Origin of the sequence: Streptomyces sp. NPDC102441 (assembly GCF_044765585.1) — a bacterium.
Lineage (GTDB): Bacteria > Actinomycetota > Actinomycetes > Streptomycetales > Streptomycetaceae > Streptomyces.
This window is the reverse complement of sequence record NZ_JBIWKH010000002.1, coordinates 251,021-272,790: the sequence shown is the minus strand read 5'-3', so window position 1 is coordinate 272,790 and position 21,770 is coordinate 251,021. Positions and strand designations below refer to the sequence as shown.

20 protein-coding genes are annotated in these 21,770 nt (G+C 71.7%); 4 read left to right on the top strand and 16 right to left on the bottom strand.

What is annotated here, in order from left to right; genetic code table 11:
• Positions 1-30 precede the first annotated feature (30 nt).
• From era to ACIREO_RS04705, 3 genes are all read right to left on the bottom strand, one after another.
• Positions 31-1,005: a GTPase Era gene (gene era, locus ACIREO_RS04715; protein WP_404105001.1), complete on the bottom strand. Its 975-nt coding sequence runs from the start codon at positions 1,003-1,005 to the stop codon at positions 31-33.
• Positions 1,006-1,056: 51 nt separating this feature from the next.
• Positions 1,057-1,410 carry a cytidine deaminase gene (locus tag ACIREO_RS04710; protein WP_404104999.1) on the bottom strand — a complete coding sequence of 118 codons (354 nt, stop codon included), beginning with the start codon at positions 1,408-1,410 and terminating at the stop codon, positions 1,057-1,059.
• A 66-nt stretch (positions 1,411-1,476) separates the two neighbouring features.
• Positions 1,477-2,298: a helix-turn-helix transcriptional regulator gene (locus ACIREO_RS04705; protein WP_404105739.1), complete on the bottom strand. Its 822-nt coding sequence runs from the start codon at positions 2,296-2,298 to the stop codon at positions 1,477-1,479.
• A 219-nt stretch (positions 2,299-2,517) separates the two neighbouring features.
• On the opposite strand from ACIREO_RS04705, the gene ACIREO_RS04700 reads away from it, so the two are divergent.
• Positions 2,518-3,930, top strand: a complete 1,413-nt coding sequence (locus ACIREO_RS04700) for an MFS transporter (protein WP_404104996.1) — start codon at positions 2,518-2,520, stop codon at positions 3,928-3,930.
• 21 nt (positions 3,931-3,951) lie between these two features.
• On the opposite strand, the gene ACIREO_RS04695 is transcribed toward ACIREO_RS04700, so the two are convergent.
• The 5 genes from ACIREO_RS04695 to ACIREO_RS04675 form a co-directional block, all read right to left on the bottom strand.
• Positions 3,952-4,305 (bottom strand): MmcQ/YjbR family DNA-binding protein, encoded by a 354-nt coding sequence (locus ACIREO_RS04695; RefSeq protein WP_404104993.1) that lies wholly within the window; start codon positions 4,303-4,305, stop codon positions 3,952-3,954.
• Entirely contained in the window at positions 4,302-5,585 is a 1,284-nt protein-coding gene (locus tag ACIREO_RS04690) for a hemolysin family protein (RefSeq protein ID WP_404104991.1), read from the bottom strand. The genes ACIREO_RS04695 and ACIREO_RS04690 overlap by 4 nt, the downstream gene beginning before the upstream one ends.
• Complete coding sequence (gene ybeY / locus ACIREO_RS04685) at positions 5,582-6,079, bottom strand: rRNA maturation RNase YbeY (protein ID WP_277334053.1); 498 nt, start codon at positions 6,077-6,079, stop codon at positions 5,582-5,584. The genes ACIREO_RS04690 and ybeY overlap by 4 nt, the downstream gene beginning before the upstream one ends.
• 12 nt (positions 6,080-6,091) lie before the next feature.
• Positions 6,092-7,114 carry a PhoH family protein gene (locus tag ACIREO_RS04680; RefSeq protein WP_404104989.1) on the bottom strand — a complete coding sequence of 341 codons (1,023 nt, stop codon included), beginning with the start codon at positions 7,112-7,114 and terminating at the stop codon, positions 6,092-6,094.
• Positions 7,115-7,241: 127 nt separating this feature from the next.
• Positions 7,242-8,345, bottom strand: a complete 1,104-nt coding sequence (locus ACIREO_RS04675) for a carbohydrate kinase family protein (RefSeq protein ID WP_404104987.1) — start codon at positions 8,343-8,345, stop codon at positions 7,242-7,244.
• Positions 8,346-8,748: 403 nt separating this feature from the next.
• Here ACIREO_RS04675 and ACIREO_RS04670 point away from each other — a divergent pair, with 403 nt between their 5' ends.
• Entirely contained in the window at positions 8,749-10,086 is a 1,338-nt protein-coding gene (locus ACIREO_RS04670) for an MFS transporter (RefSeq protein ID WP_404104984.1), read from the top strand.
• Here the strand turns inward: ACIREO_RS04670 and ACIREO_RS04665 are convergent.
• The 8 genes from ACIREO_RS04665 to hrcA all read right to left on the bottom strand — a co-directional run bounded on the left by ACIREO_RS04665 (position 10,071) and on the right by hrcA (position 19,988).
• Positions 10,071-11,063, bottom strand: a complete 993-nt coding sequence (locus tag ACIREO_RS04665) for an adenosine deaminase (RefSeq protein WP_404104981.1) — start codon at positions 11,061-11,063, stop codon at positions 10,071-10,073. The two genes, ACIREO_RS04670 and ACIREO_RS04665, sit on opposite strands and share 16 nt — an antisense overlap.
• A gap of 10 nt (positions 11,064-11,073) precedes the next feature.
• Positions 11,074-11,982: a ribonuclease Z gene (locus ACIREO_RS04660; RefSeq protein ID WP_404104979.1), complete on the bottom strand. Its 909-nt coding sequence runs from the start codon at positions 11,980-11,982 to the stop codon at positions 11,074-11,076.
• 16 nt (positions 11,983-11,998) lie between these two features.
• Positions 11,999-12,358 (bottom strand): histidine triad nucleotide-binding protein, encoded by a 360-nt coding sequence (locus ACIREO_RS04655; protein ID WP_404104977.1) that lies wholly within the window; start codon positions 12,356-12,358, stop codon positions 11,999-12,001.
• Between the two features lie 137 nt (positions 12,359-12,495).
• Positions 12,496-15,738: a S41 family peptidase gene (locus ACIREO_RS04650; protein ID WP_404104974.1), complete on the bottom strand. Its 3,243-nt coding sequence runs from the start codon at positions 15,736-15,738 to the stop codon at positions 12,496-12,498.
• A 155-nt stretch (positions 15,739-15,893) separates the two neighbouring features.
• Complete coding sequence (locus ACIREO_RS04645) at positions 15,894-16,640, bottom strand: 16S rRNA (uracil(1498)-N(3))-methyltransferase (protein ID WP_404104971.1); 747 nt, start codon at positions 16,638-16,640, stop codon at positions 15,894-15,896.
• Positions 16,637-17,710, bottom strand: coding sequence for a nitronate monooxygenase (locus tag ACIREO_RS04640; RefSeq protein WP_404104969.1), 1,074 nt, complete (start codon positions 17,708-17,710; stop codon positions 16,637-16,639). Before ACIREO_RS04640 ends, ACIREO_RS04645 begins: the two co-directional genes overlap by 4 nt.
• A 121-nt stretch (positions 17,711-17,831) precedes the next feature.
• Positions 17,832-18,971 (bottom strand): molecular chaperone DnaJ, encoded by a 1,140-nt coding sequence (gene dnaJ / locus ACIREO_RS04635; RefSeq protein ID WP_404104966.1) that lies wholly within the window; start codon positions 18,969-18,971, stop codon positions 17,832-17,834.
• Positions 18,972-19,988, bottom strand: coding sequence for a heat-inducible transcriptional repressor HrcA (gene hrcA, locus ACIREO_RS04630; RefSeq protein ID WP_404105737.1), 1,017 nt, complete (start codon positions 19,986-19,988; stop codon positions 18,972-18,974).
• Between the two features lie 164 nt (positions 19,989-20,152).
• On the opposite strand from hrcA, the gene ACIREO_RS04625 reads away from it, so the two are divergent.
• Together ACIREO_RS04625 and ACIREO_RS04620 are read left to right on the top strand one after the other, a co-directional pair.
• Entirely contained in the window at positions 20,153-20,875 is a 723-nt protein-coding gene (locus ACIREO_RS04625) for an MBL fold metallo-hydrolase (protein WP_404104963.1), read from the top strand.
• A gap of 25 nt (positions 20,876-20,900) precedes the next feature.
• Entirely contained in the window at positions 20,901-21,719 is an 819-nt protein-coding gene (locus ACIREO_RS04620; protein WP_404104960.1) for a DUF3097 domain-containing protein, read from the top strand.
• The last annotated feature ends 51 nt before the right edge of the window (positions 21,720-21,770 follow it).

The window sequence follows — 21,770 nt, the reverse complement described above, 5'->3', positions numbered from 1 at the left end:
GGCCCCACCGACGGGGCCCGGGGGCCGGGCTCAGAACCCGAGCTTGCGCAGCTGCTTGGGGTCGCGCTGCCAGTCCTTGGCGACCTTCACGTGCAGGTCCAGGAAGACCGGCGTGCCCAGCAGCGCCTCGATGTGCTTGCGTGACTTGGTGCCGACGTCCTTGAGCCGCTTCCCCTTCGGGCCGATGATGATGCCCTTCTGGCTGGGCCGCTCGATGTAGACGTTCGCGTGGATGTCGAGCAGCGGCTTGTCCGCCGGCCGGTCCTCGCGGGGCAGCATCTCCTCGACGACGACGGCGATGGAGTGCGGCAGCTCGTCCCGTACGCCCTCCAGCGCGGCCTCGCGGATGAGTTCCGCGACCATGACCATCTCCGGCTCGTCGGTGAGGTCGCCCTCCGGGTAGAGCGGGGGGCTTTCCGGCAGCAGCGGGGCGATCAGGTCGGCGAGCAGGCTCACCTGCTGGTCCTTCACCGCCGAGACCGGAATGATCTCCGCCCACTCGAAGCCGAGCTCGTCGGACAGCGCGGAGACGGCCAGGAGCTGCTCGGCGAGCGCCTTGGACTCGACCAGGTCGGTCTTGGTGATGATCGCGATCTTCGGCGTCTTCTTGATCCCGGCGAGTTCCTTGACGATGAACTTGTCGCCGGGGCCGAGCTTCTGGTCGGCGGGCAGGCAGAAGCCGATGACGTCGACCTCGGCCCAGGTGGTCCGCACGACGTCGTTCAGCCGCTCCCCGAGCAGCGTGCGCGGCTTGTGGAGGCCGGGCGTGTCCACCAGGATCAGCTGGGCGTCGTCGCGGTGCACGATGCCCCGTACCGTGTGCCTGGTGGTCTGGGGGCGGTTGGAGGTGATCGCCACCTTCTGACCGACCAGAGCGTTCGTGAGGGTGGACTTGCCCGCGTTGGGGCGGCCCACGAAGCAGGCGAAGCCGGCCCGGTGGGGGGCGGTGTTCTCAGCCTGCTGCGCAGCAGCTTCTGTGTTCGGTCGAGCGCTCATGGCGCCCATTCTCCCCGATCCCGGCGGCGCCGTTGCACAGCAGGGCGCCGCCGCCCCGGATCAGCCCGCGGCGGTGACGGACCGGAGCGTGCCGTCGGGCCCCGCGAGCAGCACGGGAGTGCCGGGCCCGCCCAGGTCACGGACGGCGGCCCGGTCGGCGTCCGAGGGGGTCGCCGCGTCGGAGACCACGGCCGCCGCCTCCAGAGATGTGGCGCCGCTGGCCACCGCCATCGCGACGGCGGTCTGCAGCGCGCTGAGCTTCAGCGACTCCAGGGCCACGGTGCCGGCGGCGTACGTACGCCCTGTCTCGTCCCGTACGGCGGCGCCCTCCGGCACTGCGTTGCGGGCGCGGACGCTGCGCGCCAGCGTGACGATCTTGCGGTCCTCGGCGCCGAGGTCTGTGCTGTCGGTCATGTGCTGAGCATACGAAGGGGGCGTGAGCCCGCCGGTCGACGGGGTCGCTTCATCCACGGGACCGCTTCATCCCGGGACGGGGTACATCGAGCCGCGCCGGCCCTCGGGCGAGTCGAGCCACTGGAGCTTGGCCTCCGTGCCGGTGTCCGGGAGCGGCGTGTGGAGCACGACCACCAGGTCGGGGCGAGCGGGCACCCGCAGCTGGGTGGACTCCACATACAGCGTGCCGACGAGCGGATGTTCGAGTTCCTTGCTGATCTGGCCGCCCGGGGCGACGTCACGCCGGTCCCAGAGCACCGCGAATTCGGGGCTGAGCTCCCGCACCTCGGCGACCACGGCCCGAAACCCCTCGTCCCCTGGGTGCTCGGAGCACGCGGCCCGGAACTGGGCGACGACCTGGGCGGCGATGGTGTCCCAGTGGGTCGCCCTGGCCCGGTACACGGGGTCCGTGAAGAACGCGATCATGCAGTTCTGCACGATCCCGGGGCGCATGCCGAGCACCGCCGACGCCGCGTCGTTGTAGAGCACGGTGTTCCAGTAGCGGTCCATGATGTGGGCCGGGAAGGGCATCCAGGCGTCGATGAGCCGGTTCAGTCCCGCGCACATGTCCTGGTTGGCCGGATCGACCTCCGGCGCCGGCGGGTTGAGCCCGGCCAGGGCGTACAGATGGCGGCGCTCCGCGCTGCTGAGGCGCAGGACCCGGGCCACGGCGTCCAGGACCTGCGGTGACACGGTGATGTCGCGGCCCTGCTCCAGCCACTGGTACCAGGAGACGCCCACGCCCGCGAGGACGGCGACCTCCTCGCGGCGCAGCCCGGGCGTGCGCCGGCGTGCCCCGCCGTCCGGCAGGCCGGCCTCGGCCGGGGTGACCCTGGCCCTTCGGCTCATCAGGAACTCACGCAGCTCGCCGAGCCGGTGGGACTTGTCTTCGGTGCCGGTCCGGACCGTGGCGGTCCGGACCGCGCTGTTCCGGGCCGGTGAGCTGTTCTGGGCCGGTGAAGCCACGTACTCCCCCTGGTGTCCGTGTCGCGCACCTGCCTGGTGGTGCGGCCAACAGGATAAGTGCCCGCTCCCCACGGTTATTCCGGTGGATCCAGGCTGTGGGGCATGCCGATCGAAACCCCGACTCCTGTGTCCGCCGCCGCCATCGCTCCCTTCGCCCCCGCGCCGCCCGCGCTCTCCGGGCGGGACCGGCTGGTGCTCTTCGTGCTGTGCGCCACCCAGTTCATGGTGGCGCTCGACTTCTCCGTACTGAATGTGGCTCTGCCCGTCCTCGGCGAGGACCTGGGGCTGAGCCGGTCCGGGCTCCAGTGGGCCGTCACCGCGTTCGCCCTGCCGTCCGGCGGCTTCCTGCTGCTCTTCGGCCGGATCGCCGATCTCTACGGCCGGCGCAGGCTGTTCCTCACCGGGCTCGCCGTCTTCGGGGCGTCCTCGCTGCTGGCGACGCTGGCCTGGGACCCGGCGTCCTTCCTGGCCGGGCGGGCGCTCCAGGGGCTCGGGGCCGCCGTGATCGTGCCGACCGGGATGTCCCTCCTGACCACGACGTTCCCGGAAGGCCCGCTGCGGGACCGGGCGCTGGGCATCAGCGGGACGCTGCTCTCGATGGGTTTCACCGTCGGGATGGTGGCGGGCGGTGTGCTCACCGACACGCTGGGCTGGCGCTCCACGATGGGGCTGCTGGCCGGCGCGGCGGTCATCGTGTTCGTCCTGGCGCCGAAGGTGCTGGGCGAGTCGCGTACGCCGGACCGGACGAAGCTCGACGTGCCCGGTGCCGTCACCGTCACCGGCGGTCTGCTCGCGCTGATCTACTCGCTGTCGACGGCCGCCGAGCGCGGCTTCGGTGGCGCGGACGTGCAGATCACCCTGGTGCTGGGAGTGGCCCTGCTCACCGCGTTCGTGATCGTCGAGTCCCGCTCGGCGGCCCCGCTGGTCTCCCTGCCGATGCTGCGGCGCCGTACGGTCGCGTTCGGCAACCTGGGCGGTCTGGCCACGTTCTCGATGATGAGCACCATCGTCTTCGTCCTGACGCTCTACCTCCAGGAGCTGCTGCACCTGTCGGCCTTCGGGACGGGGCTCGTCTTCGGGGTCCAGGGCTTGGCGTCGGTGGCTGCCGGGGTGTACGCCCCGAGGATCGTCGGCCGGATCGGCGCACGCCGGACACTGGTCCTGTCCCTGATCGGCCAGGGCGTGTTCATCGGGTCGCTGCTGGGCCTCGGCGAGGACTCCGGTGTCTGGCTGGCCACCGTGGCAGTGTCGCTGGCGAGCGCCTTCCACCTCGGCGCCATCATCGCCTACGGACTGACGGTGACCTCCGGCGTGCCGAACGAGGAGCAGGGCCTGGCGACGGGTCTGGTCACCACGACACAACAGGTGGGCATCACGATCGGCATCCCGCTGCTGGGAGTGCTGTCGACCACGCAGGATTCACTGTTCGAGGGCGTACGGCTGGTGGCGGCCATCGCGGCGGTCATTCTGGTCGCGACAGGGCTGGCGGTGGGTGCCGGTCTGCGGCGGGCCTGACGGCGCACGCCCCGCGGGCCCCTACGGCCGGTCCAGGCGCAGCCGTTCCGCCTTGGGGAGCCCGGCCACCACCAGGTCGTAGCTGTCCTCCACGAGCTCCCGGACCATCTTGTCCGGGAGCTCGGAGACCGTCACGGTGTTCCAGTGCCGCTTGTTCAGGTGCCAGCCGGGGACGACGGCGGGGTACTCCTTGCGGAGCCGCAGTGCGTCGTCCGGATCGCACTTGAGGCTGATCTTCAGAGGCCGCGCGTCCAGCGCGCTCAGGGCGAACATCTTGCCCAGGACCTTGAAGACCGAGGCGTCGGGCCCGAAGGGGAACTCCTCCGCGCTCGCGTTGAACTCCAGGCAGAACGTGCGCAGCTCCTGGGGCGTCATGCCGATTCCGTTCCCTCCGGTTCCACCAGCACCGTGACGATCTTGTTCCTGCGGCCCGCCGGGGACTCCGCGGTGAGACGGAGCTTGCGCCCGTCGGGAAGGTCGACGATCGAGGAGGCTCCGGAGATCGGGACCCGCCCGAGCGCCTTAGCCAGCAGACCGCCGACCGTCTCCACGTCCTCGTCGTCGTACGCGTCGAGGCCGAACAGCTCCCCGAGGTCACCGATGTCGAGCCGGGCGGTCACCCGGAAGCAGCCGTTCTCCAGCTCCTGGACCGGCGGGAGTTCGCGGTCGTACTCGTCGGTGATCTCGCCGACGATCTCCTCGAGGATGTCCTCGATGGTGACGATGCCGGCCGTGCCGCCGTACTCGTCGATGACGACGGCGACGTGGCTGCGGTCCTGCTGCATCTCGCGCAGCAGGTCGCCGGCGTTCTTCGTGTCGGGGACGAACGCGGCGGGGCGCATCGCCGTGGAGACAAGATCCGCCTCCGCTTCCCGGTTGATGTGCGTCTTACGGACCAGGTCCTTGAGGTAGACGATCCCGACGATGTCGTCCTCGTTCTCCCCGGTGACCGGGATGCGCGAGAAGCCGGAGCGCAACGCGAGGGTCAGCGCCTGACGGACCGTCTTGTACCGCTCGATGCAGACCAGGTCGGTTCGGGGCACCATGACCTCGCGCACGAGGGTGTCACCGAGCTCGAAGACCGAGTGCACCATGCGGCGCTCCTCGTCCTCGATGAGCGACTCCTGCTCGGCGAGGTCGACCATGGCACGCAGTTCGGCCTCGCTGGCGAAGGGGCCCTTGCGGAAGCCCTTGCCCGGGGTCAGCGCGTTGCCGATGAGGATCAGCAGCTGCGGGATCGGGCCCATGACCCTGGCCAGCGGCAGCAGGACGTACGCCGCGGCGGTGGCCGTGTTCAGCGGGTGCTGGCGGCCGATGGTGCGCGGCGAGACCCCGATGGCGACGTAGCTGACGAGGACCATCACACCCATGGCGAGGGCCAGCGCCTGCCAGGTCTCCGGGAGCTCCTTGAGGCAGGCGTAGGTGACGAGCACCCCTGCCGACATCTCGCAGGCGACCCGCACCAGCAGGGCCACGTTGAGATAGCGGGTCGGGTCGGCGGCGACCTGCTCCAGCTTGGCGCTGCCGCGCCGCCCGGCCCGGACGGCCTCCGCCGCCCGGAAGCTGGACGTGCGCGCGATGCCGGCCTCGGCGCAGGCCGCGAGCCAGCCGACGACGATCAGCAGGACGGCGCCGGAGACGAGAGGGACGCTCACGAGACGGTGGGGGCGGGGGACGGGCCGGTCAGCCCGCGCTCACCGCGCCAGCCGTCGACGATCGCCGCCTGGAGGCCGAACATCTCGGCCTTCTCGTCCGGCTCCTCGTGGTCGTACCCGAGGAGGTGCAGCACCCCGTGGACGGTGAGGAGCTGGAGCTCCTCATCCATCGAGTGCTGCGTCTCGGCGTCCTCGCCCTGCTTCTTCGCGACCTCCGGGCAGAGCACGATGTCACCGAGGAGCCCCTGCGGGGGCTCCTCGTCGTCCTTGGCCGGGGGACGGAGCTCGTCCATCGGGAAGGACATGACGTCCGTCGGACCGGGGAGGTCCATCCACTGGATGTGGAGCTGCTCCATGGCGGCGGTGTCCACCACGATCACCGAGAGTTCGGACAGCGGGTGGATCCGCATCCGGGCGAGCGCGTAGCGGGCGATGTCGAGGATCGCCTGCTCGTCGACCTCGGTTCCGGACTCGTTGTTGACGTCGATCGACATGGTGCGCTGCGACTACTTCCCGTTGCGGCCGTTCCGGCCCTCTGCGTTGTCGTACTTCTCGTACGCGTCGACGATACGGCCGACGAGCTTGTGCCGGACGACATCCTGGGAGGTGAGCCGGGAGAAGTGCACGTCCTCGACACCTTCCAGGATCTCCTGGACCTGGCGCAGTCCGCTCTTGGTGCCGGTCGGAAGGTCCACCTGGGTGACGTCGCCGGTGACGACGATCTTCGAGTCGAAGCCGAGGCGGGTGAGGAACATCTTCATCTGCTCGGCGCTGGTGTTCTGCGCCTCGTCCAGGATGATAAAAGCATCATTCAGGGTCCGGCCACGCATGTAGGCGAGCGGCGCGACCTCGATCGTGCCCGCGGCCATCAGCCGGGGGATCGAGTCGGGGTCGAGCATGTCGTGCAGCGCGTCGTAGAGCGGGCGCAGATACGGGTCGATCTTGTCGAAGAGCGTGCCGGGCAGGAAGCCGAGCCGCTCCCCCGCCTCGACGGCGGGCCTGGTGAGGATGATCCGGCTGACCTGCTTGGACTGCAGGGCCTGGACCGCCTTCGCCATGGCGAGATAGGTCTTGCCGGTGCCCGCTGGGCCGATGCCGAAGACGATGGTGTGCTTGTCGATCGCGTCGACGTACCGCTTCTGGTTCAGCGTCTTGGGGCGGATCGTGCGGCCACGGCTGGAGAGGATGTTCTGGGTGAGCACCTCGGCGGGGGTCTCGGCTCCGTCCCCGTCGCCGCTTCCGCTCGCCCTGAGCATGGCGATCGAGCGTTCCACAGCGTCCTCCGTCATCGGCAGCCCGGTGCGGAGCACCAGCACCATCTCGTCGAACAGGCGCTGGATGAGAGCGACGTCCGCCGCGCTTCCAGTCGCGCTGATCTCGTTGCCCCGGACATGGATGTCGACGGCCGGGAACGCCGTTTCGATGACGCGCAACAGCGAATCGCCCGACCCCAGGAGCATCACCATGGGGTGTGCGGCCGGGATGCTGATCTGGGCGCGCGCCTGCGGCTGTGTAGGTGACTGAGTCATGGGCCGGCCCTCGGGCCTGCGCATACCTCCCGTTGCAGGGCAGTCGCTGCTCGACCGCCTCTGGAGTACCAGCCTACGACTCCCCACCGACAACGCCGAGAGGTTTTACCCGGTGATCATCAGCCCTTCACTGGCGGAAGCCGATGGTGGGGACGGCACGGCGCAGGGGCCACGGCCTGCTCGTGGCGGGCAGCAGCTCGTCCAGGAAGGCGTAGCGCTCCAGTGCCGCAGGGTCCTGATCGGCGCAGGTGCGCACCTGCTGCCACCAGCCGGCGATCTCCGCCCATCCGGGTGCGGACAGTGATCCGCCGAACTCCTGGACCGACAGGGCGGCCGTCAGTCCTGCGAAGGCGAGGCGGTCGGCGAGCGGCCAGGCGGCGAGTGTCCCGGTGACGAACCCGGCGACGAAGACGTCGCCCGCCCCGGTTGGGTCCAGGGCCTCGACCTCGATGGCGGGCACCTCGGCGGCGGTCCCGGCCTCCCGGTCCACGGCGTACGCGCCCTCGGCCCCCAGGGTCACCACGGCGAGGGGGACCCGCTCGGCCAGGGCGTGGGCGGCGGCGCGCGGGCAGTCCGTGCGGGTGTAGCGCATGGCCTCCTCGGCGTTGGGGAGGAAGGCCAGGCAGTGCCCGAGGTCGGGAAGGGCGTCCAGGTCCCAGCGGCCGGTCTCGTCCCAGCCGACGTCGGCGAAGACCATCGCGCCGCTCCGGGCGGCCCCGGCCACCCAGGGCTCGCTGCGGCCGGGGGTCAGCGAGGCGACGGCGGCGCGGGCTCGGGGCGGGCAGCGGGGGAAGGTGCGGCCGGGCGTCACGGTGGCGGCGGGGGCCGGTGCCTCATGGCCGTGCGAGACCATCGTGCGCTCGCCCTCGTACGCCATGGAGACGGTGACGGGTGAGTGCCAGCCGGGGACCGTGCGGGACATGGACAGATCGATGTCCTCGCCCTGTTCGAGGGCGTCCCAGCAGTACTCGCCGTAGTGGTCGTCGCCGAAAGCGGCGGCAAGCGAGGTGTGCAGGCCGAGCCGGGCGAGGGCGGTGGCCATGTTGGCGACACCGCCGGGGCTGGAGCCCATCCCCCTGGCCCAGGACTCCGTACCGCGTACCGGTGCGCTGTCCAGGCCGGTGAAGATGATGTCGAGGAAGACCGTGCCGGTCAGGAAGACGTCACAGGCCGGGTCCTGCGGGGCGCGCAGCCCGAGCAGCGGGTCGATGGCTGGATCAGCTGTACTCACCGTGCGCTCCCCGGCTGCGGCAGATCTGGACTGTGCGAGATGCGGCCAGTGTGCCGGATCCGCTCCGGCATCCGGAGGGTCCGCGCCGCATCGCGCGAATCCACCCTCACCTGCATAAACCTGCGCAGCTACCCGGCTCCATCACGCATAAACCTGGATGTGACTCAGATCACATCGAGCCGACTGTCCGTCGCCTGGGCACGCTTGATACAAATTGCCCCGCGAGCACCGTTCGGGACAGTTGACGAGAGTGCCGCTTCTCCCGCGTTTTCTCGCTTCACCCTCCTTCGCCGTACCCAGCTCCACCCTCCCCTGCCTCACCTCTGCCTTGCCCTCCCCTGCCTTGCCCCGCTCCATCCCCCTGCCTTCTTCCGCCTCTTCTGGCATGTCTTCAGGAACGCCCATGTCCTCGCGCCCCCACGCCGCGTGGCCCCTGGTCGCCGTGTTCACCGCCGGTTACCTCGCCGCCTATCTGCTCCCCACCATCGTCGGCTGCCTCAGCACCTACCTGGGCCTGAGCCCGGCCCAGGCCGGCCTGGTCGGCAGCGCCCTCCTGCTCAGCTCCGCCTCGGCCGGCTTCGCTCTGGCGGGGCGCGTCGAGAGATTCGGACCGCGTGGACCGGCCCGCGCGGGACTCCTGCTGGCCGTGCTCGGCTACGGCTGCGCGGCGCTGACCACCTCGGTGCCACTGGTGATCGCGGGGGTCGTGGCCGGCGGTTTCGGCTCCGGCACGGCGACCGCCGTCGCGGCGTCCGGCATCGCCGCGCAGCGCGATCCGCACCGGACCTCCTCGCTCGGGCTGCTCAGCGTCTCGGCGACGGCGGGAGCCCTCTATCTGACGATCCCCCACCTGGGCGGCGGCCACCGGCTGCCCTTCGCCTCCATCGCGCTGGTCGCGCTGCTCGTCTGGCCCGCGACCTCCCGGCTGGGCGGCTCCGCACCGGTGGGCGGGACCACGCCGGTTCAGGGGCGGCTGCCGCACCGGCGCTCGGGTCTGGTGCTGGCGGGCGGGATGCTCGTCTGGTCCATGGCGCAGAACGCCCTGTGGGGTGTGAGCAGCCGCATCGGCGCCGTCCAGGTGGGCCTCTCCGAGGTGACCATCGGCGCCGTGTTCGCCGCCGCGCTGGGAGCGGGACTGCTCGGCGTGATGGGCGCGGGCGTGCTGGGAGCCCGGCTCGGGCGGGCGGTGCCGATCGGCCTCGGAACGGTGATCATCGCGGGGAGCATCGTGCTCAGCTCGTCGGCCGACGGCCTGGGCTCCTTCGCGACCGGTGAGATCACGTGGAACACCTTCTACCCGGTGGTCCTGTCGTATCTGATCGGGCTGGCCGCCTCCCTGGACGTGCGCGGCCGCTGGGCGGTCCTCGCGGGTTCGGCGGCTTCCGTCGGTACGGCCTGCGGCCCCCTCCTCGGCAGCGTGCTCTCAGAGCAGGCGGGCTACGCGGTGATGGGGCTGGTCCTGGGAGCCGTCACCCTCCTGGTCGCGGTCCCCGTCACCGCGGTGGCTCTGCACACCGGTGGCCGGCCCCTGGTGCCCGGCTCCGTACGGCGCAGGGGCGGTGCCCCTGCCGCCCTGCTCGCCGCCACGACCAACAGCCTGTCCGGCGCGGTGCCCAGGCTGGGCGCGCCGGAACAGGCGGTCGCGGAGATCAGCGTGCCCGCGCTGCGGCGCAGGCGGCTGGTGCGGAGCGCGATCCGGACGGCGGGACCGGACGGCGGTTCCGGTCAGTCGAACACGTAGGCCTCGACCTCGGCGAGGTAGCGCGCCCTGCGCTCCTCGTCGTGGTCGAGGAAGGCCGCCTCGAAGGAGTTGCGGGCCAGGGTGCGCAACTGCTCGCGGTCGAGGCCGAGCGCCTCGTGCACGGCGTGGAAGGTGTCTCCGACGTATCCGCCGAAGTAGGCGGGGTCGTCGGAGTTCACCGTGCAGAGCAGGCCCGCGTCCATCATCGACCGCAGCGGGTGCTGCTCCAGGACGTCGATGGCGCGCAGCCTCACGTTGGAGAGCGGGCAGAGCGTCAGCGGGATCCGCTCGGAGACCAGCCGGTCCACCAGCTCCTGGTCCTCCATGCAGCGCAGGCCGTGGTCGATCCGTTCGACGCCGAGGACGTCGAGGGCCTCCCGGATGTACTCCGGCGGGCCCTCCTCCCCGGCGTGGGCGACCTTGCGCAGGCCGAGGGCGGTGGCGGCCGCGTACACCTCGCGGAACTTCGCGGGCGGATGCCCGACCTCCGCCGAGTCGAGGCCCACGGCGCTGACGCGGTGCAGGTACGGCTTCGCGGCCTCCAGGGTCTCCAGCGCCGATTCCGCGGACCTGTCGCGCAGGAAGCACATGATCAGCTGGGTGGAGATGCCATGGGTCTCCTCGCTGCGGTCCAGCGCCCTGCCGAGCCCCTCGATCACGGTGCCGATCGGGACCCCGCGGTCGGTGTGGGCCTGCGGGTCGAAGAAGATCTCCGCGTGCCTGACGCCCTGGGCGGCGGCGCGGGCGAGGTAGGCGTCGGCCAGCTCGGCGAAGTCGTCCTCGGTGCGCAGGACCGCCATGAGGGCGTAGTAGAGGTCGAGGAAGCTCTGCAGGTCGTCGAAGAGGTAGGCGGTGCGCAGCGCCTCGGTGTCCGCGTGGGGCAGGTCCACGCCGTTGCGCGCGGCGAGCGCGAAGGCCAGCTCGGGTTCGAGGGTTCCTTCGATGTGGAGGTGGAGTTCGGCTTTGGGGAGGTGCACGGGGTTCTCGTTACGTGTGGCGGGTGGGTACCGGGACCCTGATCAGGTCCTGGCCGATGGTGAGTTCGCCTTCGAAGCCGGCTGCCCTGGCCTGGCGCTCGAAGACGTCGGGGTCGGTGTAGCGCTGGGAGAAGTGCGTCAGCACGAGGTGCCGTACGTCCGACTCCTTCGCGATCCGGGCCGCCTGGCCGGCGGTGAGGTGACCGTGGTCGGCGGCGAGCCGGCTGTCCTCGTCGAGGAACGTCGACTCGATGACCAGCATGTCGCATCTCTCGGCGAGGGCGAAGGCGCCGTCGCAGAGCCGGGTGTCCATGACGAACGCGAACCGCTGTCCGCGGCGGGTCACGGAGACCTCTTCCAGCGGGGTGCCGCGCAGGGCCCCGTCCCGCTGGATCCGTCCGACGTCGGGCCCGCCGATGCCGTGCTCGGCCAGCTTCACGGGCAGCATGCGCAGACGGTCGGGCTCGGTGAGCCGGTAGCCGTAGGACTCGACCGGGTGCGAGAGCCGGTGGCTGTCGAGGGTGTAGGCGTCGGTGGTGGCGAGGACGCCGTCGGCGGCGACCGGGGCCTCGGTCAGCTCGACGGACTCGCGGTAGGCGGTCGCGTAGCGCAGCCGGTCGAAGAAGCGCTGCCCGCTCGCCGGGTAGTGCGCGGTGACGGGGTGCGGGACCTGGTCGAGATTTATCCGCTGGATCACACCGGCGAGGCCCAGAGAGTGGTCGCCGTGGAAGTGCGTGACGCAGATCCGGTCGATGTCGTGGGCGGCGACGCCCGCCCGCAGCATCTGGCGCTGGGTTCCCTCGCCCGGGTCGAAGAGGATGCCCTCACCGTCCCAGCGCAGCAGGTAGCCGTTGTGGTTGCGGTGACGGGTCGGCACCTGGCTGGCGGTGCCGAGGATCACGAGCTCTCGTACGGACACGGGTGGTGGCGCCTGTCTAACCGGGGGGCCACTGCATGCCACGGCCGCCCAGGACGTGGGCGTGCGCGTGGAAGACGGTCTGCCCGGCGCCCGCACCGGTGTTGAGGACGATGCGGTAGCCGCTCTCCGTGATCTTCTCGTCGGCGGCGACCAGACCCGCCTCGCGCAGCACGTCGGCGGCGGCCCCCGGGTCAGCGGCGGCGAGCGAGGCGGCATCCGGGTAGTGCGCCTTGGGGATGACCAGGACGTGGGTGGGCGCCTGCGGGTTTATGTCGCGGAAGGCGACGGTCGTGTCGCTCTCCCGGACGATGGTCGCCGGGATGTCACCCGTGACGATCTTGCAGAACAGGCAGTCGGTCTGCGGCTCTCCCGCCATGGGGCGCTCCTGGGTCGTGGTGATCGGTTACGGGCAGCCTAACGGGCGCCGCGCGACGGAAGACGGCCAGCTCGGGGCCACACGGCAAACGGGGGGGCGGCGGCGCGAGTCCGCCCCGCGCCCCCGCCCGTGCCGCGCTACTCCGCCCCGTCCGCCGACGGCAGTCGCGGGGCCGTCTTCGCCGGGGTCCGCGTCAGCGACTCCAGCGCGATCCGGATCGCCTCGTCCACCTGCGGGTCCCGCCCCGCCACGTGGTCCTGTGGGGCCATCACGACCTCGACGTCCGGGTCGACGCCGTGGTTCTCGACGCCCCAGCCGTATCCCTCCAGCCAGAAGGCGTACTTCGGCTGGGTGACCAGCGTGCCGTCGACCAGGCGGTAGCGGCTGTCGATGCCCACGACACCGCCCCAGGTGCGCGTGCCCACCACCGGGCCGATGCCGAGCGCCTTGATGGCCGCGTTCACGATGTCGCCGTCCGAGCCGGAGAACTCGTTCGCCACGGCCACGACCGGTCCGCGCGGCGCGTCACCGGGGTAGCTGGAGGGCCGCATGCCGCGCGGCAGGTCCCAGCCGACGATGCGGCGGGCCAGCTTCTCGACGACCAGCTGCGAGGTGTGGCCGCCCCGGTTCTCGCGTACGTCCACCACCAGCCCTTCGCGGGCGACCTCGGTGCGCAGGTCCCGGTGGATCTGCGCCCACCCCGAGCCGACCATGTCGGGGACGTGGAGGTAGCCGAGGCGGCCGCCCGACCGCTCGTGCACGTACGCACGCCGGCCGGCGACCCACGCGTGGTAGCGCAGCGCCTCCTCATCGGCGACGGGGACGACGACGACATGGCGGGGCTCGCCGCCGTCGACCGGTGAGACGGTCAGTTCGACGGGCTTGCCGGCCGCGCCGGCGAGCAGGGGGGCGGGGCCGGTGAGGGTGTCGACGGGGTGCCCGTCGACCGCCAGGATCGCGTCGCCGGCGCGCACGGCGACGCCGGGCGCGGCGAGCGGGGACCATGCCGCGGGGTCGGAGGTCTCCGAGGGCAGGATCCGGTCGACGCGCCAGCGCCCGTCGTCGGCGCGGGAGAGGTCGGCGCCGAGCAGTCCCTGCCGGGCGGAGTCGTCGCCCGGGCCACCGGGCGGCCTCACGTAGGCGTGGGAGGTACCGAGTTCGCCCTGCACCTCCCAGAGCAGGTCCATCAGGTCGTCGTGGGTGGAGACCCGGTCCAGCAGCGGCCGGTAGCGGTCCAGGACGCCGTCCCAGTCGACGCCGCCCATGTCGGGGCGCCAGAAGTTGTCCCGCATGACGCGGCCGGCCTCGTCGTACATCTGGCGCCATTCTGCGGCCGGGTCGAGGGTACGGCGGACACGGGAGAGGTCGACGGTGACGTGGGTTTCGCCGTCGCCGTCGGACTCACCTGACACCCGGCTGTCGGAGGGTACGACCCGCAGTGTGTCGTGGCTGTGCAGGACCAGCCTCCTGCCGTCGCCGCTGACCGCGAACCGGCTGATGCCGGAGGCGACTTCCTCGCAGCGCAGCTTCTCCAGGTCGTACCGCTCCAGAGTGGGTTCGGGGCTACGGGCGCCGGGCGTGGCGGCGCTGGTACCGAGCACTCCGTTCACCGGGTGGCGCAGCCACAGCAGCCCGTCCCTGGCGGCCCGGAGCGAGGAGTAGCCGGCGGCCTCGACGGGGAACGGCACGATCCGGTCGGCGAGACCGTCGAGGTCGACACGGGTGATGGGGAGCGCGGTGGGGTTGTCCTCGCCGTCGCCGCCCTTCTCCTTCTCGACCGGGCGGCCGTGGAGCTGCGGACCGAACGGTGAGGGCGTGGTGGCGGCGAGTGTCAGCAGGTGGGGCCGGCAGGATCCGACGAACGCCATGTCGAAGACGTGCGCGTCGTAGATCGGGTCGAAGACCCGCTCGGAGAGGAAGGCCAGGTGCTTCCCGTCGGTGGTGAAGGCGGGGGCGAAGTCCCGGAACCGCAACGGGGTGGCCTCGGTGACCGACAGGTCCGCGATGTGGGCCAGTCTGAGCTGGCTGAGCGGCTCGGGGCCGGGGTGCGACCAGGCGAGCCAGGCGGAGTCGGGCGAGAAGACGAGTCCGGACGCGTCCCCGTCCTCGCTGCGGTCCACCTCGTGCACCTCGCCGCTCTCCCGCTCGACGATCAGCACCCGCCCGTCGTGCGCGGCGACGGCGAAGCGGCTGCCGTCGGGGGCGGGGGCCAGATCCAGGACCCGGCCGATCCGGCCTGCCGCGAGGCGGCGCGGCACAGCGCCGGGCGCGGTGCCGGTGGCAGGCGCACACTCCAGCGCGTCATCGCCCTCGGCGTCGGTGACCCAGACGACGTGCTGGCCGCCGTCGGCCTGGAAGGTGTGCGGGAGCCTGGCCCGTACGCCGGGTTCGGCTGCGAGCGCGCGGGCCGGGCCCTCTCGGTGGGTGACCCAGTGGACGGCGCCGCGGGACCCGACCGCGCTGCCGCGGCCGGTGCGGTCCGGGGACGCGCTGTACGGATGGCTGCCGGCGTCCACGGAGTGCGGCTGCAGGTCGGCGCGCTGTCCGCCGAGCCGGATGTCGAGACGGCGGGGGCCGTCGCTCTCCGGACCGTCCAGGAGCCAGAGCTCACCGCCGCTGGCGTAACTGATCCGGGTGCCGTCGGTGGTGGCGTGCCGGGCGTAGAAGCCGTCCATGCCGGTGTGGCGGCGCAGGCCCGTGCCGTCGGGCAGGGAGGAGTACAGCGCGCCGACACCCTCGTGGTCGCTGAGGAAGGCGATGCGCTCACCGACCCACATCGGGCATTCGAGGTTGCCGTCGAGGTCCGCGTGGACGCGGGTGAACTCCTCGGGGGCGCCGTCCGCGGGCCGGTCGGCCGCGGCGATCCAGAGCTTGCCGGCCGTCCCGCCCCGGTAGCGCTTCCAGGCGGCGGCCTCGCGTCCCATCGTGGCCGAGAGCAGCAGGATCCGCCCGCCGGGTCCGTACGCGAGCGAGCCGACCGGCCCGTACGGCAGGGTCCGGGCGGGGCTGCCGTCGACCGGGACGGCACGGGCCCAACTGCGCCGCAGTGACATCTGCCCCTGGGTGCTGATCGCCAGCACGTCGCCGTCGGGAGTCCAGCCGCGTACGGACGTGCACGCGTCGCCCCAGTGGGTCAGCCGCCTGGAGGGGCCGCCGTCGGACGGCGCGATATGTACCTCGGGGGCCCCGTCCCGGGTGGACGTCCAGGCGACGAGGGTGCCGTCGGGAGAGATCCGCGGCTGGGTGACAGGGCGGTTGTCGGCGCTCACACGCCAGGCTCGGCCGCCGTCGAGCGGCGCCAGCCAGACGTCGTCCTCGGCGGTGAAGGCGATCAAGTCGCCCTGGACATGGGGATACCGGAGGTAGGAAGGCTGCGTCACACAGATCACCCTATGGCCTCTCGTTCGGACCACGCCGGGCTCGCGGGGGTCTGGCACCGCTCCAGGGGCGGAAGTTGGCCGGAGTCCTCCGTGAGGACCCTGCCGCGCGCTCTCCGCACAGCCGGCGCCGGCCACCCTTCCGCGGGGGCCTTCGGCTACGACCAGCGGCCCGTGCGGCCCAGCAGCAGTGCCGTCGCCGCCGTACCCGCCGTGGAGGTGCGCAGGACGGTCGGCCCGAGCCGGCAGGTCCGGGCACCGACGGCCGCGAACGCTGCCAGTTCGTCCGGTGAGACGCCGCCCTCGGGGCCGACGACAAGGATGATTTTGCCCGCTTCGGGCAGGGCGACGGTGGCCAGGGGCTCACTGTCGTGGTCGCGGTCCTCGTGCAGGACGACGGCGAGGTCCGCGGTGGCCAGCAGGGCGGCGGCCTGCTTCGTGGTGAGCACGTCCGTGACGTCCGGGAAACGCACCCGGCGCGACTGCTTGCCCGCCTCGCGCGCCGTGGTGCGCCACTTGGCAAGGGATTTGACCCCCCGGTCGCCCTTCCACCGGGTGACGCAGCGCGCGGCCTGCCAGGGCACGATCGCGTCGACACCCGTCTCGGTCATCGTCTCCACGGCGAGCTCGCCCCGGTCGCCCTTCGGCAGCGCCTGGACGACGGTGATGTGGGCGGCCGGCGCGGGCTCCTCACGCACCGGCTCCAGACCGGTGACCACGAGCCGGTCCTTGCCCTCGGCCGCCCGTACGACGCCTTCCGCCCAGCGGCCCCGCCCGTCGGTCAGGACGACGTCCTCCCCGGGGTTCAGCCGCTTCACGGACACGGCGTGCCGCCCCTCGGGGCCGTCCAGGACGAACTCCGGCCCGCCGGGCAGCTGTTCGACGACGAAGACCGGTGCCGTCACTGGGCACTCCTCACACTCACTGCCGCACGCGCGGCTTCCGTTTCGGCGGCGAGCAGGCCCACGAGCTCCCCGGCGGGCAGCTCGCGTGCCATCCGGTGGCCCTGGCCCGCCCACAGGGCCATGCCCTGCGCGTCCCCCGTCCTGGCGGCGGCCTTGCGCAGCCCACTGGTCATCTGGTGCACCTGCGGGTAGGCGGCGGGGGCGTACGGGCCGTGCTCCCGTACGAACCGGTTGACCAGCCCCCGCGCGGGGCGGCCCGAGAAGGCCCGGGTCAGGGCCGTGGTCACGAACAGCGGGTTGGTCAGGGCCTGCTTGTGCAGCGGGTGCGCTCCCGACTCCGGGCACGCCAGGAACGCCGTACCGAGCTGGGCGGCGTCGGCCCCGGCCGCCAGGACGGCCGTGATCTGGGAGCCGCGCATCAGCCCGCCGGCCGCGACGACCGGAAGCCGCACCGACTCGCGGACCTCGGCGATCAGGGCGAGCAGCCCGGTGCCGGTGAGGCCGCCCTGCGGGTCGTCCCGGTGCGTGGACTGGTGGCCGCCCGCCTCGATGCCCTGGACGCAGACTGCGTCGGCGCCCGCCCACTTGGCGTTGCGCGCCTCCTGGGCCGAGGTGACCGTGACGACGGTGAACGTGCCGGCCGCGGCGAACGCGTCGAGGACCTCGCGGGTGGGGCAGCCGAAGGTGAAGGAGACGACGGGGACCGGATCCTCCAGCAGGATCGCGACCTTGGCCTCGTAACCGTCGTCGCCGCTGGAGTCCGGGTCGCCGAGCGGGGTCTCGTACCAGGAGGCCTCTCCGGCGAGCTGTTCACGGTAGATCTCGACGGAGCCCGCGTCGGCGACCAGCGGCTGCGGCGTGAAGAGGTTGACGCCGAAGGGTCCGCCGGTCATCCTCCGGAGCTGTTCGACCTCGTTGTACATCCCGTCCGCCGTCTTGTAGCCGGCGGCGAGGAATCCGATCCCTCCGGCCCCGGCGACGGCGGCGGCCAGCTCCGGCCGGGAGACGCCTCCCGCCATCGGGGCCTGCACGATCGGGTACCGGCAGAGATCGGTCAGCGCCAAGGACATGACCGCATCGTGCCACGTCCAGCGGATCGTGCCGAATCAGCCCTTTCACACACCCGCCGGACCCCCGCGGACACAGCGGCGCCCGCCGGTACGGGACCGGCGGGCGCTGCGGTGACAGGGTTCAGCGGCCGTTGAAGGCATCCTTCAGGCGGGAGAAGAGCCCCTGCTGCCCCGGCTGGAACTGACCGGTGGGCCGCTCCTCGCCGCGCAGCACGGCCAGCTCCCGCAGGACGCGCTCCTGCTCGGGGTCCATCTTCGTCGGGGTCATGACCTCGACGTGCACGATCAGGTCGCCGCGCCCGCCACCACGCAGGTGCGTGATGCCGCGCCCGTGGAGCGGCACCGACTGGCCGGACTGGGTGCCCGGCCTGATGTCGACTTCCTCCAGCCCGTCGAGCGTCTCCAGCGGCACCTGGGTTCCCAGCGCCGCGGCCGTCATCGGGATGGTGACCGTGCAGTGCAGATCGTCGCCGCGCCGCTGGAACACGGCGTGCGAGACCTCGTGGATCTCGACGTACAGGTCTCCGGCGGGGCCGCCGCCGGGGCCGACCTCACCCTCGCCCGCGAGCTGGATCCTGGTGCCGTTGTCGACACCGGCGGGGATCTTCACGGTCAGGGTGCGCCGCGAGCGGATGCGGCCGTCACCGGCGCACTCGGGGCACGGGGTCGGCACGACGGTGCCGAAGCCCTGGCACTGCGGGCAGGGCCGCGAGGTCATGACCTGGCCGAGGAAGGACCTGGTGACCTGGGAGACCTCGCCGCGGCCGCGGCACATGTCACAGGTCTGCGCGGAGGTGCCGGGTGCGGCGCCCTCGCCACTGCAGGTCGTACAGACGACCGCCGTGTCGACCTGGATGTCCTTGGTCGTGCCGAAGGCCGCCTCGTTGAGGTCGATCTCCAGCCTGATCATGGCGTCCTGGCCTCGCCGGGTCCGCGAACGGGGCCCGCGCTGCGCGGCGTTGCCGAAGAACGCGTCCATGATGTCGCTGAAGTTGCCGAAGCCGCCGGCTCCGAATCCTCCCGCGCCACCGCCGCCGCCCGACTGGGACAGCGGGTCGCCACCGAGGTCGTAGACCTGCTTCTTCTGCGGATCCGACAGAACCTCGTAAGCGGCGTTGATCTCCTTGAACCGCTCCTGGGTCTTCGGATCCGGGTTGACATCCGGGTGCAGCTCGCGTGCGAGCCGACGGAATGCCTTCTTGATCTCGTCCTGAGATGCGTCGCGGCGCACGCCTAGTACGGCGTAGTAGTCCGTGGCCACTTACGAATCCGCCAGGATCTGTCCGACGTAACGTGCCACTGCGCGTACCGCTCCCATCGTTCCGGGGTAGTCCATGCGGGTCGGTCCGACCACGCCGAGTTTGGCGACTGCCTCGTCGCCCGAACCGTAGCCGACCGCGACGACGGACGTGGAGTTGAGTCCCTCGTGGGCGTTCTCGTGCCCGATCCGTACGGTCATGCCTGAGTCCGTTGCCTCACCGAGCAGCTTCAGCAGCACGACCTGCTCCTCCAATGCCTCCAGCACCGGCCGGATCATCACAGGGAAGTCGTGTCCGAAACGGGTGAGATTGGAGGTGCCACCGATGATCAGCCGCTCCTCCGTCTCTTCGACCAGAGTCTCGAGGAGAACGGAGAGCACCGTCGACACGGTTCCCCGGTCCTCGTTCTCGAAGGACTCCGGCAGGTCCTGCACCAGCTGCGGGACGTCCGCGAAGCGTCGTCCGACGACCCGGCTGTTGAGCCGGGCCCGCAGATCTGCCAGTGAGGTGTCACCGAAGGGTGCAGGACAATCGATCATACGCTGTTCCACCCGGCCCGTGTCCGTGATCAGGACGAGCATCAGCCGGGCCGGGGCCAGCGACAGCAGCTCCACGTGCCGCACCGTCGACCGGGTCAGCGAGGGGTACTGCACGACGGCGACCTGCCTGGTCAGCTGCGCGAGCAGCCGGACCGTGCGGCCCACGACGTCGTCGAGGTCGACCGCGCCGTCGAGGAAATTCTGAATGGCCCGGCGCTCCGGCGACGACAGGGGCTTGACTCCCGCGAGCTTGTCGACGAAGAGACGGTAGCCCTTGTCCGTCGGAATACGCCCCGCACTCGTGTGCGGCTGGGCGATGAAGCCCTCGTCCTCCAGCACCGCCATGTCGTTGCGGACAGTCGCCGGGGAGACCCCGAGGCTGTGCCGCTCCGTGAGCGCCTTGGAGCCGACGGGCTCCTCGGTGCCGACATAGTCCTGGACGATGGCGCGCAGCACTTCGAGTCTGCGTTCGCTGAGCACCGCGCACACCTCCAGCTGTGGTTCTTCGGCGTCTGCCTGGCACTCTGTGCGTTCGAGTGCCAGCAATCCCCCGGTCAGTGTACGGGGGCGGGGTGGGCCCGGGGCAAGGGCGACCGGCCACGCCGTCGTGGGACTGCGCAGGTCGTTGCCGATAGCGTCGCCGTATGGACGTCTCTTGGGAAGAGTTCGGCTGGGAGCGGTTGGGCAACGGTACGGGACGGCGGCGCCTTCCCGTCTGGGACGCGACCGCCGCACTGGTGGCCGGGGCGGACGCCGTGCTCCTCTACGACACGGGTGCGACGCTCCGTGAGGGAGTCGGGCTGCGCACCCAGGCGGAGGCCCTGCTGGGCCGGAGGGTGACACATATCGCACTGAGCCATCCGCACTTCGACCATGTGCTGGGCACCGCCGCCTTCTCCGGGGCGGAGGTGTACGGGGCGGTCGGCACGGCGGAGCTGCTGGGGCGGGGCGGGGAGGAGCTGCGCGCGGACGCGGTGCGGCACGGGATGAGCGAGGCGGACGCGACAGCCGCCACGGACGCCCTGGTGGCCCCGCGGCACCAGGTGAGCGGCGAGTGGACGCTCGATCTCGGCGGCGGGTTCCAGGTGCTGCTGGCCAATGTGGGGCCCGGTCACAGCGGCCACGATCTCGCGGTGCTGGTGCCGGGCTCACCCGTCGTGGTGCTCTGCGGCGATCTGGTCGAGGAGTCCGGGGAGCCGCAGTCGGGCCGGGACGCGGTCCCCTCGCACTGGCCGGCCGCGCTGGACCGGCTGCTGGAGCTGGGCGGCGAGGACGCGCTGTACGTGCCGGGGCACGGGGCGGTGGTGGACGCGGCGTTCGTACGGGCGCAGCGCGATCAACTGGTGGCCCGCTTCGGCGTGTCGTGAAAGGGGAGCCGTTTATCGTCGTGCCATGCGCAGCTACCAGCCGGACCTGACTCCGCCGTGGAAGAAGTCCGCCCCCGCCCCTGAGGTCCCCGCCGAGCCCGATCTGGTCGTCGAGGAGGCCGTCTCCGGCTTCTGCGGGGCGGTGATCCGGTGCGAGAAGACGGCCCAGGGGCCGACGGTCACCCTGGAGGACCGCTTCGGCAAGCACCGGGTCTTCCCGTTGGAGCCGCGCGGCTTCCTGCTGGAGGGCAGGGTGGTCACCCTGGTACGCCCGTCGGCCGGCGGCCCCGCCCGCCCCTCGCGTACGGCCTCCGGCTCGGTGGCGGTCCCCGGGGCACGGGCACGGGTCGCGCGGGCGGGCCGGATCTATGTGGAGGGGCGGCACGACGCCGAGCTCGTCGAGCGGGTCTGGGGCGACGACCTGCGCATCGAGGGCGTGGTGGTGGAGTACCTGGAGGGTGTCGACGACCTGCCGGCGATCGTGCGGGAGTTCGAGCCGGGCCCCGACGCCCGGCTCGGTGTCCTGGTCGACCATCTGGTGCCCGGTTCCAAGGAGTCCCGGATCGCCGCTCAGGTCACCGACGCGCACGTGCTGGTGGTGGGGCATCCGTACATCGACGTGTGGGAGGCCGTGAAGCCCTCGTCCGTGGGCATCCCCGGGTGGCCGGTGGTTCCGCGCGGCCAGGACTGGAAGACGGGCGTGTGCCGTGCGCTGGGCTGGCCGGAGAACACGGGTGCGGCCTGGCAGCACATTCTTTCCAAGGTCGGCTCGTACAAGGACCTGGAACCGCAACTGCTGGGGCGAGTCGAGGAATTGATCGACTTCGTCACCCTTCCTGCGTGATGTCCCGGGGCCGTTGAGGAGGATCCGGTACCGATCCCCTTGAACGCCTGC